An 11,805-nucleotide genomic window follows, 5' to 3' on the forward strand; every position below is an offset into this window, starting at 1 on the left:
CATATCTTCAGCCGGTTGCGCCGGGGCTTCGCCGCTACCGGCGCGGGTTCGGCCCAATCGTCGCGCGCATCCGCTTCGGCGCGCCCGTGGAGCCCGAACCCGTCGCGCAAGCCGCACCCCCGGAAACCGCAAGGCCGGATTATCGGTTCGACGATATTTACGGGCGCGCCGAAGCGGATGCGCGCGACGATTGGGCCGAACCCGCGCCGGTAGCGGCGAAGCCCCGGCGCAACCGGCTGAAGATATGGACCTATGCGGCGCTCGCCTTCTGCCTGGCGATCGGCGCGGCCGGCGGGGCGCTCTGGTATTTCGGAACGCCTGGCTGGGCGGTCAATCTGGGCCTGGTGCCCGAGGAAGGCGACCCGGACCTGCTCTTCTATCTTTCCAAGCCTGCCGAGCGGCGCAAGCTGCCGACCGGGGAGGAATATTTCGCCTTTGGAGCGCGGATCGTGAACAGCGGCAAGCAGGTGCTGCCGGTGCCCCCCGTGCTGGTGCAACTGCGCGACAGGCAGAACCGGCTGGTGTTCAGCTGGACCACCAAGGCGGACCGGACCAGCCTGAAACCGGGTGAGGAAGCGTCGATCAACGAAAGCCGGATCGACATTCCGAAAAATGCCGAGAATCTGTCGCTGACCTTCGTCCAGTGATCCGTTCGTCGTTCCTGCGCAGGCGGGAACCCATCTCCTGAACGTGCCGCCTGGGACGACTTATGGGAGATGGATCCCCGCCTTCGCGGGGATGACGATCTCAAAAAATCACGGATAGCTCACCGTCTTCGGCCGTCCCTGGGGGATCGGGATGAATTCCCGGTCGTCGCCAGGGATCAGGGGAAAGCGCATGGCTTCCCAATCCTCGCGAGCCTGCATCAGGCGGTCGGTGGAGGATGACACGAAATTCCACCAGACATGGCGAGGCGTCCGGAACGCCTCTCCCCCGCAAAGTATGACGCGGCCGCCGTCCACGCTCATCAACGTCGCCCTGATGCCGGGCCGCAGGACGTAGAGCGTCTGCGGCTGGAGCATCACCCCGTCCAGCGCCGCGTCGCCGCCGGAGACATATATCGCCCGCTCCTCCGCATCCGCATCGATCGGGACCGAACCGCCGGGCGAGAGCTGGATGTCGGCATAGATGGTGTTCGCATAGGTGGTGACCGGTGAGGTTGCGCCCCACAGGCTGCCCATGATCACGCGCGCCCGCGCCCCAGCCCCATCGATGACGGGCAGGCCGCCTTCACCGACATGCTCGAAGGCCGGGTCCATCTCCTCATAACGGTCGGGAAGCGCGAGCCAGGTCTGGATGGCGGACAGTTTCGACAGCTTTGCCCGGTCCTCGTCCGGCGACCGCTCGCTGTGGACGATGCCCTTGCCAGCGGTCATCAGGTTGACCGCGCCCGGCTCGATCAACTGCTCCGTGCCCAGGGAATCGCGGTGGAGGAAGCTGCCTTCATACATATAGGTGACGGTGGCGAGGTTGATGTGCGGGTGGGGGCGCACGTCCACGCCCTGCCCCGGTTCGATCCGGGCGGGACCGGCCTGGTCGAAGAAGATGAAGGGGCCGACCATGGTGCGATCCTTCACCGGCAGGGAACGATGGACGCGGAAATCGCCCAGGTCATGGGTGGTGGGCGTGATCGTCTGGATGATCGGATCGTTCTGGATGATCGGTTCGGGCGGGGTCATGCTGCGTCCAGTTCGGGATAGTGGCGGAAGACATCTTCGTCGGTGAACGGCAGGCGCCGTTCGCTTGCCAGATAGTCCTGCAATTCGGGCAGCGCCGCAACCCGGTCATGCAGATCGGCAAGGCGCGGGAAGGAGGGCGTCAGCGTCGCCATGCGCAGCGGAAAGGCATAGCGCAATCCCGCGATCAGGTGAAAGAGCGAGAGATCGGCATAGCTCCAGCTTCGGCCTGCCAGCCAGTCGCCCGTCTCCGCGCTCAGGGCATGTTCGAAATAGGTCAGGAATTTGGGGATGCGGCCGGCGCGAAACCCTTGGGCTGCGCGCAGGGCCTCGGCCTTCTGATTCTCATAATAGAGATGGGCGCCGACCGGATGGTGGACGTCATGCGCCTCGGCCACCATATCCATGATGGTGAGCTGCACCTGGGCAAGCCAATAGCGCGGCTTGAGGCCGGTGGGGCCGCATTCATGGCGTTCGGCCAGATAGAACAGGATGTTGGCGGTCTGCGCCACGGTGCGGCCGTCCGTCACCAGATAGGGCGGGGCGAAGGCGGGACCGGCGTCGTGACGCTCCATGTCCGCCATCAGCGCTTCGTCGCCGTCGGTGCGGGCGCGGTCGCGATAGGCGATGCCGCACGCCTCCATCGTCAGCCGCACGAACTCGCCGCGCCCGGCTATGGTGGACCAGTACCAGAAATCATAGGCCATGATGCGCGCCTCCTTCGACGGCGGCACAACGTTCGAACAGGCGCTATGGTGTCATTCGCCCGGTGCGCGAGCCTTTATCGCCAAGGCGTGGACCTTTTCGCGCAGCAGGTCGGCCAGCGCGGCATTGACCATCCGCTGGCGAGCGACGCGGTTCTGGCCCATGAAGCGGCCGGAGACGATCTCCACGGTGAAGTGGCTCTCCCCCGATCCGTCATGCCCGACATGGCCGCGATGCTTCTCGCTGTCATCGATCACGGCGAGCCGTTCGGGGCTGAGGGCGGCCTGCAGCCGGGCTTCGATTTCGGTGGCGACAGGGCCTTTTAGAATCTCGGTCATGGCCCCTATATAGGCCCTTTATTCCCCGTTGCATCAGGACAATCTTGGCTAGCGATCCCTTCTCGACCCGGCGTTTCAACCGTTTCCACGGCCGCGTGGAAAGCGACCGCCCCTGCGCGGTGCCCGGCTGCGAGGAACCGGGGGAATTTCGCGCGCCGCCCCTGGAAGGAGGCCGGCCGAACCAGGAAGGCCCACGCTGGCGCTGGCTGTGCCTCGACCATGTGCGGGAATTCAACCAGGGCTATAATTTCTTCACCGGCATGAGCCCGGAGGAGATCGCCGCCGCCCAGCGCCCCTATGCGGGGTGGGAGCGGGAAACGCGGGCCTTTTCGTCCAACGCCGCCAGCCCGCCGCCCAGATGGTCGGACTTTCAGGACCCGCTGGACGCCATCGGCGCCAAGTTCAGGGAGCGGGTGGCGAAGGCGCGGGCCGACAACCAGACGCGGCAGGACGGGAAATTCCTGTCGCGGGACGACCGGCGGGCGCTGGAGGTGATGGGGTTGCCGATCGACGCCGACCGAAGGGCGCTGCGGCAGCGCTATACCGAATTGCTGCGGCGCTTTCATCCCGATCATAATGGCGGCGACCGGAGCCATGAGGCTTTGTTGCAGGGAGTGATCGAGGCCTATCAATTGTTGAGGAAGGCTGAGGCTTTCGCTTGAACATCGTCGTTCCCGCACAGGCGGGAATGACTTGTGATCGGTTCATCGCGCTGTCATAGGCGCCGACCCTTCCCCGGAGATTCCTATGACAACCCGCGCCCTGGGCCTCGATTTCGGCACGACCAACAGCGTGGCCGCGCTCGCTGGCGGGGGCGGGTCGGAACTGGTGGAATTTGCCGGCAAGGAAGCAACCGGCGCGGTGTTCCGCTCCGCGCTCTGCTTCTGGCATGACAGCGGCGTGAAGGGCGGCATGGCGCATGAGGCGGGACCATGGGCCATAGCGGAATATCTGGAATTTCCGGAGGACAGCCGCTTCCTGCAAAGCTTCAAGTCGGTGGCGGCCAGCCCGGTCTTCGAAAGCGCGAATGTGTTCGAGAAGCGCTTCCGCTTCGAGGAACTGGGGCAAATGTTCCTCTCCCGCATGGTCGGCCATGCGGGCGGCGCGCTGGACCGGCGGCCGGAGCGGATCGTGGTCGGGCGGCCGGTGGAATATGCCGGATCGCGGCCCGACGAGGCGCTCGCCCGGCGGCGCTATGACGCCATGTTCGCAGGGTTCGGGGACGAGATTCACTATGTCTACGAACCGCTGGGCGCCGCGTTCAGCTATGCCAGCCGCCTGACCGAAGCGGCGACGATATTGGTGGCGGACTTTGGCGGGGGCACCAGCGACTTTTCCATCGTCCGGGTCGAGGCGCCGGGCGCGGCGCGGCGTTGCGTGCCGCTCGGCTCGGCGGGCATCGGCCTGGCCGGGGACCGCTTCGACTATCGGATCGTCGATCATCTGGTGCTGCCGATGCTGGGCAAGGGCGGCAGCTATCACAGCTTCGGCAAGGAACTGGAGATTCCGCGCAGCTATTTTGCCGATTTTGCCGACTGGTCGCGGCTGGCGCTGATGCGCAACCGGCGGACCATGGACGAGCTGGCGCGCTTGCAGAAGGCCGCCCATGATCCCGACGCCATCGGGCGGATGATCACGGTGATCGAGAAGGAACTGGGCTATCCGCTCTACGATGCGGTGGGGTCTTTGAAACGGCGGCTGTCGGAGGCGGAGAGCGCGACCTTCCGCTTCGAAGGCGGCGGGCTCACCATCGAAAAGCAGGTGACGCGCGCCGATTTCGAGGGGTGGATCGCGCCCGACATCGCCCGGATCGAAGCCACGGTGGACAAGGCGCTCGACAAGGCGGGCGTGGCGCCCGATGCCATCGACCGGGTGTTCCTGACCGGCGGCACGTCCCTGATCCCGGCGATCCGGCGCATTTTCGACCGGCGCTTCGGGAAAGACCATATTGCAACCGGCGGAGAATTGACGTCCATCGCCCATGGGCTGGCGCTGGTCGGGCAGGAGGCCAATTTGGCCGAATGGGCTGCTTGATCCCGGCGTGTTAAGGCCCCACTCTATCGACATGCCTGTCCCTGATGGTTAGGGCAGTGCCGACCAGATCGTTCAAAGAGATTAGAAGATGACCGACATCCCGAACGTCCAGCCCGATACCCGCGCCGAAACGCTGTTGGCCTCGCCCGACCGCGAAGTGGACGCGCGCGACGTGTTCGGCATCGATGTCGACATGAAGATCCCGGCCTTTTCGGAAGCCGACGAGCGGGTGCCCGATCTCGACCCCGCCTATGTGTTCGATCCGGACACCACGCTCGCGATCCTGGCTGGTTTCGCCTATAACCGCCGCGTGATGGTGCAGGGCTATCACGGCACCGGCAAGTCGAGCCATATCGAACAGGTCGCCGCGCGCCTGCGCTGGCCGTGCATCCGCATCAACCTGGACGCGCATATCAGCCGCATCGACCTGGTCGGGCGCGACGCCATCGTCCTGAAGGACGGGCAGCAGGTGACGGAATTCCGCGAAGGCCTGCTCCCCTGGGCGTTGCAGCGGCCTGTGGCTTTGGTGTTCGACGAATATGATGCGGGCCGCCCGGACGTGATGTTCGTGATCCAGCGCGTGCTGGAAACCGACGGCAAGATGACGCTGCTCGACCAGAACCGGGTGATTCGGCCCAATCCCTGGTTCCGCCTGTTCGCGACCGCCAACACCGTGGGTCTGGGCGACACCACCGGCCTTTATCACGGCACGCAGCAGATCAACCAGGGCCAGATGGACCGCTGGAACCTGGTGGTGGCGCTCAACTATCTGCCCGCCGCGACCGAGGCGCAGGTGGTGCTGGCCAAGTCCGGCGAGTACGACCATGAGGGCGGCCGCAAGGAAGTCGAGAATATGATCAAGGTGGCGGAACTGACGCGTCAGGGCTTCGTCAACGGCGACATATCGACCGTCATGAGCCCGCGCACCGTGATAAGCTGGGCGCAGAATGCGCTGATCTTCAAGAATATCGGCTTCGCCTTCCGCCTGAGCTTCCTCAACAAATGCGATGAGGCGGAGCGGCCGCTGGTGGCCGAATATTATCAGCGCGTCTTCGGCAAGGACCTGCCCGAAAGCGTCGCGCACCGGGCGGCGTGAACGCCGCAGGGAGGAAAAAGCCATGATCGTCGTCGAACGGATCGATCCGGAGGGTGGCACCGCCCACCGGATCAGCATTCGCGGGCATGAACTGATCGCGGACATGTCGGCCCCGGACGGCCATGATGCCGGGCCGGACCCGCATGACCTTTACGATTCGGCCTTGGGCGCGTGCAAGGCGATGACGATGCTCTGGTATGCGCAGCGCAACGGCATTCCGGTGGAGGGCATCCATGTCGGCGTGGTGCGCGACGCGAGCCAGGAACGACAGGGCATCTACAGGCTGACTACGCGCATCGCGCTGTCCGGCCCGCTCACCGAGGAGCAGCATGACAGACTGATCGCCGTCGCCGCGAAATGCCCGGTGCATAAGCTGATGAGCGAGGTCGAAACGCAGATCGAAACCATCGCCGTGCCCATGGTCGGGGAGGGCGAGCGGCCGTGAGCGAGCCTGTCGCCCTGGCGCCGGAAAAAGCCCGCCTGCCGCTGGAGAGCGCGTTCAACCTGCGCGACTTCGGTGGTTATGCGACCGCCGATGGGCGCTGCGTGAAGCGCGGCATGCTCTATCGGTCGGGGACGATGGCGCTGCTGACGGACGGGGATGCGGACCATCTCCGCTCGCTCGGCATCAAGGCGATCTGCGATTTCCGCCGCGGCAACGAACGGACCGCCGAACCCACGCTCTGGCATGGGAGCGAGGTCGATTATTTCTGCCGCGACTATGCGGAAAGCAGCGGGCTCCTCGGAGAGATGCTGAAGCGCGACGGCGCGACGGCGGACGATATGCGGCAGACGATGATCGCCCTCTATCGCGTCATTCCGGTCGACCATGCCGAATCCTACCGCGCCATGTTCGCGCGGATCGCGGATGGGCGCGTGCCGTTGCTGATCAACTGCTCGGCGGGCAAGGACCGGACCGGCGTGGGCGCGGCGCTTGTTCTGGCGGCGCTGGGCGTGCCGCGCCCGACCATCGTTCAGGATTATCTGGCGACCAACGCCCATGCCGATTGGGACTGGCTGCTGGCGCAGCGCAACACGCTGGTGGCGCGGATGCGGCTGACCAGAACCGACATGCTCGAACCGCTGCTGAAGGCGGAATCCGTCTATCTGGATACATTGTTCGCGACGCTGGATGAAAGCCATGGCGGCGTGGACGGCTATCTGAACGATGTGCTGGGCGTCGACGCCGCGGCACGGGATTCGATGCGCGGAATGTTGCTCGACTGATGGCCGACCGTTCGCCCCTCGACGCCTTCAAGGACGTGCTGTCCGGCGCGGCGCGATCGATCGCGCGCGACGCGGAAGTGGAGGTGAGCTTCACCGCCGATACGCCGCATATGGCGGGCAAGGCGATCAAGGTGCCGACGCCCGGACGCAATCTGCCCGCCGATCAGGTAGCGCTGGCGCGTGGCTTCGCGGACGCCAATGCGCTGCGGCTGCGGCACCATAATGCGCGGATTCACAACGCCGCCGCGCCTGCCGACGCGACGGCGCGGGCCGTCTATGACGCGGTCGAGCAGGCGCGGGTAGAAGCGATCGGTTCGCGGGCGATGGAGGGGGTAAGGGCGAACCTCAACCATGCGCTCGACCTGAAATTGAAGTCTGATCCGATCCGCCGGGCGCGTTCTGCCGATGAGGTGCCCTTGTCGACCGCGCTGGCGCTCAAGGTGCGCGAACGGCTGACCGGGCAGGCCGCGCCCAAGGATGTGCGGGCGGGCCTCGCCATGGTCGACCAGTGGATCGAGGACAAGGCGGGCGCCGATCTCGACGCGCTGGCCATGGCCATCGACGACCAGCGCGCTTTCCAGAAGCTGACCTCGGCCATGCTGGAGCATCTCCAGTTGATCGACGCCGACGTGCCGCCCGAAACCGACGAGTCCGAACCGCAGGAAGAGGGCGAGGACGAGGAACAGCAACAGGAAGACGGCGACAGCGGCGAGGATCAGGCGGGCGACAGCGACGCCTTTGCCGAAGCGCGCGCCGAGGATCAGGGCGGCGACACCGAGGACGGCGAAACCGAATATAGCGACGAATTCGACGCCGACAGCGAAGAAGGCGCGGAGGATATGGGCGAGGAGGGCATGATGCCCGTCCGCCCGAACCGGCCGATGGGCGACCTGCCGCCGGGCTTCGACTACAAACCCTATACGCAGCTTCACGATGAGGTCGTGACCGCCGAGGATCTGTGCGACGAGGATGAATTGCTGCGCCTGCGCGGCTTCCTCGACCAGCAATTGGTGAGCCTGCAGGGCGCGGTGACGAAGCTTGCCAACCGGCTGCAGCGGCGGCTGATGGCGCAACAGTCGCGGTCCTGGGACTTCGATCAGGAAGAGGGGCTGCTCGACGCGGCGCGCTTGGCGCGGATCGTGATCGATCCGACGCGCTCGCTCTCCTACAAGATCGAGCGGGACACCGAGTTCCGGGATACCGTGGTCACGCTGCTGATCGACAATAGCGGGTCGATGCGCGGGCGGCCGATCTCCATCGCCGCGATCAGCGCCGACATCATGGCCCGCACGTTGGAGCGTTGCGGGGTCAAGACCGAGATATTGGGCTTCACCACCCGCGCGTGGAAGGGCGGGCAGAGCCGCGAGGATTGGCTGGCCGCCGGGCGTCCGCCGATGCCGGGGCGTCTCAACGACCTGCGCCACATCATCTACAAGAAGGCCGACGAACCCTGGCGCCGGGCGCGCAAGAATCTGGGCCTGATGATGCGCGAGGGGCTGCTCAAGGAGAATATCGACGGCGAGGCGTTGCTCTGGGCGCATAACCGGCTGATCGCCCGCAATGAGGAACGCCGCATATTGATGGTGATCTCGGATGGCGCGCCGGTCGACGACAGCACCCTATCGGTGAACAGCGGCACCTATCTGGAGCGCCATTTGCGGCAGGTGATCGAGTGGATCGAGAACCGCTCGCCCGTGCAGCTCGTCGCCATCGGCATCGGCCATGACGTCACGCGCTATTATCGCCGCGCGGTGACCATCATGGATGCCGAACAGCTCGGCGGGACCATGGTGGAGCAGCTCGCCGGACTGTTCGACGAAGATTAGAAGCCCTGCTCGTTCGGGCTTCCGCGATGTCGAAGCCCGGACCTTCCCTTGAAAAGAAGATCGGCAGTTTCGACCTCGTGTCAGCGCGAACAAGCGTTTTGACAGGAGAGTGCAATGAGTGTCGCCTTTCGTCGCGAGAGTGACGAGGAGCATCTGGAACCCACTTTCGAGATTCCGTTGCCGCCCGGACCCAATTGGGTGACGGCGCGCGGCCTGCGGCTGACGCGGGAGAAGGTGGAAGCGCTGGAGGCGGTCGATACCGAAGCCATGGCTGAGGAGGACGCCAAGAAGCTGAAGCGCGAGTTGCGCTATTGGCGGACGCGCCTGGCGACGGCTGAATTGCGGCCGGTGCCGGATGCGGAGGCTGTGGCCTTCGGCAGCCGCATCACCTATCGGCTGAACGGCGCGGAGAAGCGGATCGCCATCGTCGGGGATGACGAGGCCGACCCGGCGGAAGGGCGTATCGCCTTTTCCGCGCCGCTCGCCCGGGCGATGATGGATGCGGAAGAAGGCGAAAGCGTCGATTTCGGCGGCAAGCCGGGCGCGATCATGATCCTCGCGATCGAAGCGATATTGGAGGAGTAGACCTCGCAACATGCCGGATTGTGTTCCTGCAAAGACAGGAACCCAGTTCGGAGGGCAGGACTGGGCTCCTGCCTTCGCAGGAGCACGCTGCAAAAAGATCGGTATCGTTCAAACGGATAAATGCTGTTCAAAAAAAGCCCTCCAGTTTCGGCTGGAGGGCTTTCGTCTATTCGATCAAGCGTTGCGGCCTGCTTCGAACAGGAACCAGGCGCGCTCCTCGGCCTCGTCGGTCCAGTCGTCGATAATGCCCTCGGTCGCATTATCGCCCGCTTCGGTCGCGGCCGCCTTGGCGGCGCGCAGCGCCTCGACCAGCTTCAGATTGTCCTCGCGCAGTTCATTCAGCATGTCGCCGGGGCTTACATAATCGGCGTCATTGTCCACCAGCGACTGGTGACGCGAAATGTCTCCGATGGAACGCAGCGTCGTGTTGCCGGTCTTGCGCACCCGCTCCGCGATCAGGTCGGTGGTCGCCAGGATCTGCGTCGCCTGCTCGTCGAACATCAGATGATAGTCGCGGAAATGCGGGCCGGAGACGTGCCAGTGGAAATTCTTGGTCTTGAAATACAGCGCATAGCTGTCGGCGAGCACGCCGTTCAGCGCCTCTGCGACCGACTTGGTGGCGTTGCTGCGCAGGTCCGTCGGGGTCTTGAGATCGGGGGCTGTCATGCTTGGCTCCTGCTGGGGGACTTGGTTTCGGACATATAATGGTCTGTCCCCGATAAGGTGCCATGACAAGACAGGAATTTTGCCGGGATAATGCCGGTCAGTGTGATGCAGCCAATCGATCAGGCGAGATGCAGGGCCGACACCGCCGCCGCCATGCCCGCCAGCAGCACCAGCACGCCGCCACCCAGCCGGATCGCGCGAAGCGGCAGCGCCTTGAATGACGGACCGCCCATCAGAATGGCGGGCACGGTCGCGGCGATGATGCCGATCGCCCCGCCCGTCGCGGCCAGGAAAGGATCGGCGGTCCGCACGGCGATTCCCAGGATCAGGAACTGCGCGCCGTCCCCGAAGCCGAGGATGAAGAGGCCGAGCGCGGTGGTCGGAAAGGGCCCCAGCCGCCAGCTTGCCAGGGGATCAGGCCGTTTCGTCGGCCAGAACATGCCGACCGCCAGGAAGATCAGCGCCAGCGCCAGGAAAAGGAGCCGCCCGTCCGTACCCAGCATCGGCGCGATGAAGGCGCCTGCCGCCGCGCCGATGGCCGCATTGGCGACCGCCGCCGCCACGATCCCCGCTATCACCGCTCCGTCGCGGCGGAACCGTTCGGCCAGCGCAAGCGCCAGCAACTGCCCCTTGTCGCCCGTCTCCGCCAACAGACAGCCGAGCAATGCGATCAGCAATGCATCCATTCAGCCGGCCAGACAGTCAGACGGTCAGGTGCGCGCTGGGCCCTGCCGCCGGCTTGGCGGCGACGGGCATGGCGATGACGTCCGCCTCCGGCATTTTGGCCGCGATCGCGTCGCGCATCAGGTCGAGATAGGACATGATGACCGGTCCGGCGCCTTGCAGCGACAGCGCCGATTGCAATGTGCCGGCCAGGCTTTCCACGCTGTCGAGGTGAAAGGCGCGGGCAATATGACGAATGCGGTCGATCTCGTCGCGCAACCGCACGACCGATACATGGCCCCTTTCCCCCGCAAGCCCGTCGACCCGCCCCAGCAGATCGGCAAGAATGGCCAGCATCGGATCATGTCGCATGGAGAAGACTCCCCCGTCCTGTAACTCCGGCTCCCTGATAGAGCGAAGCGGGTTAAGGCCGCGTAAAGTGTAGCATAACCCCCGCGCCTGGGCCACGAGCCTTGACATGGGGCCGAATCTGCCTCATGGGGCACCGCTGAAACGGGGCGGTCCCTTCCTCGCAAGAGAATTGGGGCCGCTCTTCTTTTTCACGATATTCACGACCAGGGACTAAGGCCATGGCCAAGCCAGCAACCGTCAAGATTCGCCTCGTCAGCTCGGCTGACACCGGCTTCTTCTACGTCACCAAGAAGAATCCGCGCACCAAGACCGAGAAGCTGAGCTTCCGGAAGTACGATCCCGTCGTGCGCAAGCATGTCGAGTTCAAGGAAGCCAAGATCAAGTGATCTGACGGCGGCTGCGGCCGCCCGACGATTACCGGTTCGCGGCGTCATGCCCGAACGAAGAGGCCCGTCCCCCTGGGGGAACGGGCCTTTCCTTGTTGGCTGGGAATGCGGGTTGGGGACGGATTTGGGTGGAAGGCGGACATTCCCCCTCCCGCAGGCGGGAGGGGGCTAGGGGGTGGGCTGGCGCGGCATCTGCGCTGTTTTGCAACGGCTAAGTCAGAAGCTCGCTAC

The 11,805-nt window shown here is 65.1% G+C and carries 15 protein-coding genes; 9 read left to right on the forward strand and 6 right to left on the reverse strand.

The window, feature by feature from the left end; genetic code table 11:
- Window positions 1–647 (forward strand): thioredoxin (locus tag A0J57_RS24585; RefSeq protein ID WP_235600956.1); only part of this gene is annotated, 647 nt, incomplete at its 5' end.
- 108 nt (window positions 648–755) lie between these two features.
- Here the strand turns inward: A0J57_RS24585 and A0J57_RS24590 are convergent.
- The 3 genes from A0J57_RS24590 to A0J57_RS24600 are packed head-to-tail and all read right to left on the reverse strand — an operon-like array spanning window position 756 to window position 2,719.
- Window positions 756–1,679 (reverse strand): pirin family protein, encoded by a 924-nt coding sequence (locus tag A0J57_RS24590; protein WP_048577875.1) that lies wholly within the window; start codon window positions 1,677–1,679, stop codon window positions 756–758.
- Window positions 1,676–2,383: a glutathione S-transferase gene (locus tag A0J57_RS24595; RefSeq protein WP_044662973.1), complete on the reverse strand. Its 708-nt coding sequence runs from the start codon at window positions 2,381–2,383 to the stop codon at window positions 1,676–1,678. Before A0J57_RS24595 ends, A0J57_RS24590 begins: the two co-directional genes overlap by 4 nt.
- 51 nt (window positions 2,384–2,434) lie before the next feature.
- Window positions 2,435–2,719, reverse strand: coding sequence for a BolA family transcriptional regulator (locus tag A0J57_RS24600; RefSeq protein WP_061940857.1), 285 nt, complete (start codon window positions 2,717–2,719; stop codon window positions 2,435–2,437).
- Window positions 2,720–2,763: 44 nt separating this feature from the next.
- Between A0J57_RS24600 and A0J57_RS24605 the strand changes: the two genes are divergently transcribed.
- The 7 genes from A0J57_RS24605 (at window position 2,764) to A0J57_RS24635 (ending at window position 9,487) form a co-directional block, all read left to right on the forward strand.
- Window positions 2,764–3,381 (forward strand): J domain-containing protein, encoded by a 618-nt coding sequence (locus tag A0J57_RS24605; RefSeq protein WP_061940861.1) that lies wholly within the window; start codon window positions 2,764–2,766, stop codon window positions 3,379–3,381.
- An 85-nt stretch (window positions 3,382–3,466) separates the two neighbouring features.
- Window positions 3,467–4,753: an Hsp70 family protein gene (locus tag A0J57_RS24610; RefSeq protein ID WP_061940864.1), complete on the forward strand. Its 1,287-nt coding sequence runs from the start codon at window positions 3,467–3,469 to the stop codon at window positions 4,751–4,753.
- 88 nt (window positions 4,754–4,841) lie between these two features.
- Window positions 4,842–5,849 (forward strand): cobaltochelatase subunit CobS, encoded by a 1,008-nt coding sequence (gene cobS, locus A0J57_RS24615; protein WP_061940867.1) that lies wholly within the window; start codon window positions 4,842–4,844, stop codon window positions 5,847–5,849.
- A 22-nt stretch (window positions 5,850–5,871) separates the two neighbouring features.
- Window positions 5,872–6,294: an OsmC family protein gene (locus A0J57_RS24620; protein ID WP_044661161.1), complete on the forward strand. Its 423-nt coding sequence runs from the start codon at window positions 5,872–5,874 to the stop codon at window positions 6,292–6,294.
- Entirely contained in the window at window positions 6,291–7,076 is a 786-nt protein-coding gene (locus A0J57_RS24625) for a tyrosine-protein phosphatase (RefSeq protein WP_061940871.1), read from the forward strand. The genes A0J57_RS24620 and A0J57_RS24625 overlap by 4 nt, the downstream gene beginning before the upstream one ends.
- Window positions 7,076–8,902 carry a cobaltochelatase subunit CobT gene (gene cobT / locus A0J57_RS24630; RefSeq protein ID WP_061940874.1) on the forward strand — a complete coding sequence of 609 codons (1,827 nt, stop codon included), beginning with the start codon at window positions 7,076–7,078 and terminating at the stop codon, window positions 8,900–8,902. The genes A0J57_RS24625 and cobT overlap by 1 nt, the downstream gene beginning before the upstream one ends.
- 114 nt (window positions 8,903–9,016) lie before the next feature.
- The gene (locus A0J57_RS24635) at window positions 9,017–9,487 is read left to right on the forward strand and encodes a GreA/GreB family elongation factor (RefSeq protein ID WP_061940875.1); all 471 of its coding nucleotides are present in this window, start codon (window positions 9,017–9,019) and stop codon (window positions 9,485–9,487) included.
- A 174-nt stretch (window positions 9,488–9,661) separates the two neighbouring features.
- On the opposite strand, the gene A0J57_RS24640 is transcribed toward A0J57_RS24635, so the two are convergent.
- The 3 genes from A0J57_RS24640 to A0J57_RS24650 all read right to left on the reverse strand — a co-directional run bounded on the left by A0J57_RS24640 (window position 9,662) and on the right by A0J57_RS24650 (window position 11,188).
- A complete protein-coding gene (locus A0J57_RS24640; RefSeq protein ID WP_048577868.1) occupies window positions 9,662–10,153 on the reverse strand; it encodes a Dps family protein in 492 nt (163 codons plus the stop codon).
- A 119-nt stretch (window positions 10,154–10,272) separates the two neighbouring features.
- The gene (locus tag A0J57_RS24645; RefSeq protein WP_061940877.1) at window positions 10,273–10,839 is read right to left on the reverse strand and encodes a TMEM165/GDT1 family protein; all 567 of its coding nucleotides are present in this window, start codon (window positions 10,837–10,839) and stop codon (window positions 10,273–10,275) included.
- A gap of 16 nt (window positions 10,840–10,855) precedes the next feature.
- Window positions 10,856–11,188, reverse strand: a complete 333-nt coding sequence (locus A0J57_RS24650; protein WP_061940880.1) for a hypothetical protein — start codon at window positions 11,186–11,188, stop codon at window positions 10,856–10,858.
- A gap of 218 nt (window positions 11,189–11,406) precedes the next feature.
- Between A0J57_RS24650 and rpmG the strand changes: the two genes are divergently transcribed.
- On the forward strand, window positions 11,407–11,574 hold the full coding sequence (gene rpmG / locus A0J57_RS24655; protein WP_007687342.1) for a 50S ribosomal protein L33: 168 nt from the start codon (window positions 11,407–11,409) through the stop codon (window positions 11,572–11,574).
- Window positions 11,575–11,805: the final 231 nt, after the last annotated feature.

Origin of the sequence: Sphingobium sp. 22B (assembly GCF_001580035.1) — a bacterium.
GTDB classification, from domain to species: domain Bacteria; phylum Pseudomonadota; class Alphaproteobacteria; order Sphingomonadales; family Sphingomonadaceae; genus Sphingobium; species Sphingobium fuliginis.

Excerpts from the sequence above, each read along its gene's own strand:
- A0J57_RS24620 (WP_044661161.1), top strand. The coding sequence starts at position 5,872 with ATGATCGTCGTCGAACGGATCGATCCGGAGGGTGGCACCGCCCACCGG.
- A0J57_RS24640 (WP_048577868.1), bottom strand. The coding sequence starts at position 10,153 with ATGACAGCCCCCGATCTCAAGACCCCGACGGACCTGCGCAGCAACGCC.
- A0J57_RS24650 (WP_061940880.1), bottom strand. The coding sequence starts at position 11,188 with ATGCGACATGATCCGATGCTGGCCATTCTTGCCGATCTGCTGGGGCGG.
- A0J57_RS24610 (WP_061940864.1), top strand. The coding sequence starts at position 3,467 with ATGACAACCCGCGCCCTGGGCCTCGATTTCGGCACGACCAACAGCGTG.
- A0J57_RS24595 (WP_044662973.1), bottom strand. The coding sequence starts at position 2,383 with ATGGCCTATGATTTCTGGTACTGGTCCACCATAGCCGGGCGCGGCGAG.
- cobT (WP_061940874.1), top strand. The coding sequence starts at position 7,076 with ATGGCCGACCGTTCGCCCCTCGACGCCTTCAAGGACGTGCTGTCCGGC.
- A0J57_RS24645 (WP_061940877.1), bottom strand. The coding sequence starts at position 10,839 with ATGGATGCATTGCTGATCGCATTGCTCGGCTGTCTGTTGGCGGAGACG.
- A0J57_RS24600 (WP_061940857.1), bottom strand. The coding sequence starts at position 2,719 with ATGACCGAGATTCTAAAAGGCCCTGTCGCCACCGAAATCGAAGCCCGG.
- cobS (WP_061940867.1), top strand. The coding sequence starts at position 4,842 with ATGACCGACATCCCGAACGTCCAGCCCGATACCCGCGCCGAAACGCTG.
- A0J57_RS24635 (WP_061940875.1), top strand. The coding sequence starts at position 9,017 with ATGAGTGTCGCCTTTCGTCGCGAGAGTGACGAGGAGCATCTGGAACCC.
- A0J57_RS24590 (WP_048577875.1), bottom strand. The coding sequence starts at position 1,679 with ATGACCCCGCCCGAACCGATCATCCAGAACGATCCGATCATCCAGACG.
- rpmG (WP_007687342.1), top strand. The coding sequence starts at position 11,407 with ATGGCCAAGCCAGCAACCGTCAAGATTCGCCTCGTCAGCTCGGCTGAC.